Origin of the sequence: Streptomyces alkaliphilus (assembly GCF_014141535.1) — a bacterium.
GTDB classification, from domain to species: Bacteria; Actinomycetota; Actinomycetes; order Streptomycetales; family Streptomycetaceae; genus Streptomyces; species Streptomyces alkaliphilus.
Map to the genome: position 1 here is coordinate 1 of NZ_VKHT01000422.1, position 4,306 is coordinate 4,306.

The 4,306-nt window shown below is 73.2% G+C and carries 2 protein-coding genes; one reads left to right on the top strand and one right to left on the bottom strand.

Annotation, left to right across the window (positions count from 1 at the left end; all coding sequences use genetic code 11):
• Positions 1-109 precede the first annotated feature (109 nt).
• Complete coding sequence (locus FNQ90_RS14200) at positions 110-2,569, bottom strand: glycoside hydrolase family 9 protein (protein ID WP_182606720.1); 2,460 nt, start codon at positions 2,567-2,569, stop codon at positions 110-112.
• Between the two features lie 800 nt (positions 2,570-3,369).
• Between FNQ90_RS14200 and FNQ90_RS14205 the strand changes: the two genes are divergently transcribed.
• Positions 3,370-4,218: a 2,3-dihydro-2,3-dihydroxybenzoate dehydrogenase gene (locus FNQ90_RS14205; RefSeq protein ID WP_323379960.1), complete on the top strand. Its 849-nt coding sequence runs from the start codon at positions 3,370-3,372 to the stop codon at positions 4,216-4,218.
• Positions 4,219-4,306 lie beyond the last annotated feature (88 nt).

Below are 4,306 nucleotides of genomic sequence, written 5' to 3' on the forward strand. Positions count from 1 at the left end.
GGCGGTGCGGGAGGCGGGGGCCGCCGCGCGCCGGGGCCGGCCGGCGCGTGCGCCCCCCGCCGCTCGGGAGCCGGGCCCGGGCCCCGCCGACGGGACCCGGGCCCGACACTCACTCCACGGCGCAGGCCGCGCCGTTCACGGCGAAGGCCGTCGGCACCCCGGCCGTACCCGGGGACGAGCCGACGAAGCCGATCGTCACCGACCCGCCCGAGGGCACGTTCGCGGTGTAGTCCATCGGCGAGACCGTCACCCGTCCACCGACCTGCGAGGCGGTGCCGCCCCACATGTTCGACACACTCTCCCCACCGGGGAAGTCCCAGTTCAGGGACCATCCGGAGAGCGTGGTCGGGCCGGTGTTGGTCAGCGTCACCTCGGCCTGGAAGCCACCCTGCCACTGGCTCGTCAACCGGTAGGCCACCGCGCAGGTCGCCCCCGGCGCGCCCGGCCCGTTCCCGCCGGCCTCGGTGCGCACGGTCACGCTTCCCGACAGCGGTGAGACGTTCCCGGCGGCGTCCCGCGCCTCCACCGCGAAGGTGTGGACGGTGTCCGGTTCCAGCCCGGTGACCACCGCCGTGGTGCCGGTGACGGAGGCGACGGGGGTGCGTGCCCCGCCGTCCAGCCGCAGCACCCGGTAGCCGGTCACCCCCACGTTGTCCGTGGCCGCCGCCCACGAGAGGGTCACCGAGCCGGTGTCGGTCGCCACGACGGTCGGGGTACCCGGCGCGGTCGGCGGTTCCGTGTCACCGGGGCCGGGACCGCTTCCGCCGTCCTCGAGCAACTCGTGTGCGGTGCGGTCCAGGTGGGTGGCCACCCAGGCGAGCGGGGCGTTCCAGTTGATCGTGTTCTCCTTGGACCCCCACGCCTGCGGAGCGGTGTCCGGGCCCGCGTACGACTTGGCGGCCGGCTGCCCGGTCGGCGTCGCGTTGTCGTTGATCAGTTCGTTGTTGGGGCCCCCGGAGAGCCAACCGGGCGGGAACGGGGTCTGCGGGTAGGCCCCCCAGGCGAGCCGGTCGTGCAGATCGGTCTCGGCGAAGGCGCCGTAGCCGGTGACGTACGACAGGCGCATCGCGTTGTTGCCCATCAGGTAGTCCATCGAACGGTGCATCGCCCGCAGGTATCGGGTATCGCCGGTCAGGTCGTGCGCGGTGCCCAGCACCAGCATCCGGTTGGCGATGAAGGAGTTGGAGCCCCACGGGTAGCGGGATGAGCCGGGGATCGCCGCCGGGTAGCCCTCGTTCCCCAGCACGCCGATGACCGAGTCGGCGAAGGAGAGCAGGCCGGACCTCATCCGCGCCAGGTCGGCGGCCGGTAGGTCGTTGTCCACGGTGAGCAGCGACAGGGTGCCGGCGCCGGCGACCTCGGCCCAGTCGAACTGCCCCATCTCCCCGTAGTGGGGGGAACCGGTCACGGCCGACCGGTAGGTGCCCACCGAGGAGTCGCCCAGCGCCCCGGCGGTCAGGTACAACTCCACGGCGGCCGCGTACCGGTCGTCGGTGGTCTTCGAGTCGCCGTAGTCGCCGCCGCCCTCGGCCTGCGGGGCATTGGGGTAGGTGAGCACCGGGTGCGACTCCGCCCGCTGCCAGGCGTCGCGGGCCGACTCCCACAGTTCGGCGGCCCGGGCCGGGTCGTCCGCCTCCAGCACCCGCGCCAGGTGGGCGGTGGTGCGGGCGACGGCATAGGTCGCGTTGGTCGACGGCGGCTGGGCGGACCGGGCTTGGGCGTTCTCCTCCCCGATCGAGGTGGGGAAGGCGCTCCAGACGTGATTGTGCACCTTGTGCGAGGCCAGACCGGTGGAGGGCAGCAGACCGGGCATGAACCGCGAGCCGTACTCCACCTCGTCCACCAGGTCCGAGCGCCCGTTGCCGCTCTCGGGGATGTTCAAGGAGCCGTCGGGGTGGGCGTCGGGGTACCGCTCGTGGAGGTTGAGCAGCGTCCACGCCGAGATCGCGTGGTTGACGGCGTAGATCCCGAAGTCGCCCGCGTCCGCCCAGGAGTACCGCACGTTCAGCCGCTCGTCCCCGCACCAGCGCTGGTAACACGGCACGGACTCGTCGCCCGGGTGCAGGGCGTCGTGCGCGTGGGCGGGGTACCGCAGGTGGCGGGCCTCGGTCGGCGTGCCCATCCGGTGGAAGTAGAAGTAGTTCAACGCCTCGCCGGCGAGATCGGGGTACAGCGAGGAGTCCTCGATGCCGAAGGCGACGCTGGTTCCGACGCCCGGCACGTGCAGGGTGTGGGCACCGGTGGCGGCCACGGAGGAGAAGTCCGCGTGGTGGACGTGATCGCCGGAGGCGGCGTCGTGGCCGCGCACCTCGGTGGTCCCGCTCGCCACCACCCTCCCGCCCGCGTCGCGCACCTCCCAGGGCAGGGGGGAGGTCGAGGGGGAGACCACGGTGGCGATCTTGTCCGCGCCGGTGAGGTAGCCGATCTGGTTGACCCGCACGGGGCTCGGGTCGGCGTTGGCGTGCGCCGTCGCGCCGCCGGCGAGGTGGAGGGGGAGGAGTGCGGCCAGCACGACGCCGGCCGTCGCCGCGGCGGTGCGGCCGCGCCGGTGGTGCGGTCGGGAGGGCATGTGCGGTGTCCTTCCTGATACCGGGGATGGTGCTCCGCCGGGAGTGGTCGGCCCCCGGGCGGTGGGGCGGTCCGGGACGCCGGGGAGCGCGTACCGGAGGTGAACGGGGGACGGGTCGGGGCCCCCGCCGTTCCGATCGCCCCACCGAGGATCGGTCCGACTGTCGCCGAGGGCGGGGAACGACTTCGGAACGTCGCTCCCGGTCGGGCCCGGCGCTTCCGATCCCTCCCGTCCGGTGGCGGCGGGAGGATTTTTGGGAGCGCTCCCAAAATCAGATGTCCGCTTCCGTCTCACCGATGGTCCGCACCGATGAGGCGGGCTGGGTCTCTTCCTGGAAGCGCTCCCAAAACGGCACCCGGAGGTGCGTCGGTGTCCCGCCCCGCACGGCTCGGGGTGGGACGGTGTCACGGCGGGGCGTTCGACGGGGTGACGTCGAACGCGGAGGGCCGGACCCGCCGTCCGGTGTGCGGCTCCCGCGCAACACACAACATGAAGCCAGAGGTTGCGAAGCCAAGTCAATGAGCATGACAAGGTTCAAGGAGTGAACGCGGCGATCCGCCCACCCGCGGTCGTCCCGCCCGGTGGGGTGCGTCGGCGTCAGGAGCCGCGCATTCGGGTAAAGCCGATGACGCGTCGGTTGATCGCCCCTCCCGTGCGCGCGGGGAGGGTGGTGGTGCGTGCGCCCCGCTCACGGATGTGTCATATTAGGTTAGCCTTACCTAAGCGTCCGTGATTCCCGGGCGCCGTTCGGTCGTTCCCGGATGATCGTTCGCGCCCGCGCAGCCCCATCGGGAGACGTCGTGCCGCAGCTCGTCCGCCCCACCGTCGAGCCGGCCGGCCGGCACGGTGCCGAACTCGCCGGTCTCACCGCACTGGTGACCGGCGCCGGTGGCGGCATCGGTGAGGCCGTCGTCCGCGTTCTGGTGGGGATGGGGGCGAGAGTGGCCGCCACCGATCGCGAGACCGACGCAATCCGCGCGCTGGAGAAGGAGTTCGGACCGGAGCTCGTCACCTCCCACCCCTTGGACGTCACCGACCCCGGCGCGGTGGAGGCCGTCGTGGACGGCGTCGAGCGGGACATCGCCCCCCTCGGGGCCCTGGTCAACGTCGCCGGCGTCCTGCGTGTGGCCCCCGCCACCGAACTCACCGACCGGGACTGGGCCGAGACCTTCGCCGTCAACACCACCGGCGTCTTCCACACCTCCCGGGCGGTCGCGCGCCGCATGACCGCGCGCCGCTCGGGATGCATCGTCACCGTCGGGTCCAACGCGGCCGGCGTACCGCGCACCGGCATGGCCGCCTACGCCGCATCCAAGGCCGCCGCCGCGCAGTTCACCAAGTGCCTGGGCCTGGAGGTCGCCCGCAGCGGTGTGCGGTGCAACGTCGTCTCCCCCGGCTCCACCGACACCGCCATGCAACGGCAACTGTGGCCCGGCCCGACCGACGACCCCGACGGTGCCGCGACCGCCGCCGCCCGCAGCCGGGTCATCGACGGTGACCCGGAGACCTACCGCACCGGCATACCGCTGGGCCGCATCGCCGAACCGGTCGACGTGGCCGAGGCCGTGGCCTTCCTGCTGACCGACCGCGCCCGGCACATCACCCTGCACGACCTCTACGTCGACGGCGGAGCCACGCTGCGCGTCTGACCCGGCGGCCCGGTGCTCGGAATCCCGGCACCGGGCCGTTCGCCGTCGGCTCACCTCCCCGACCCCGCCGGCCGGGGCCATCCCCCTC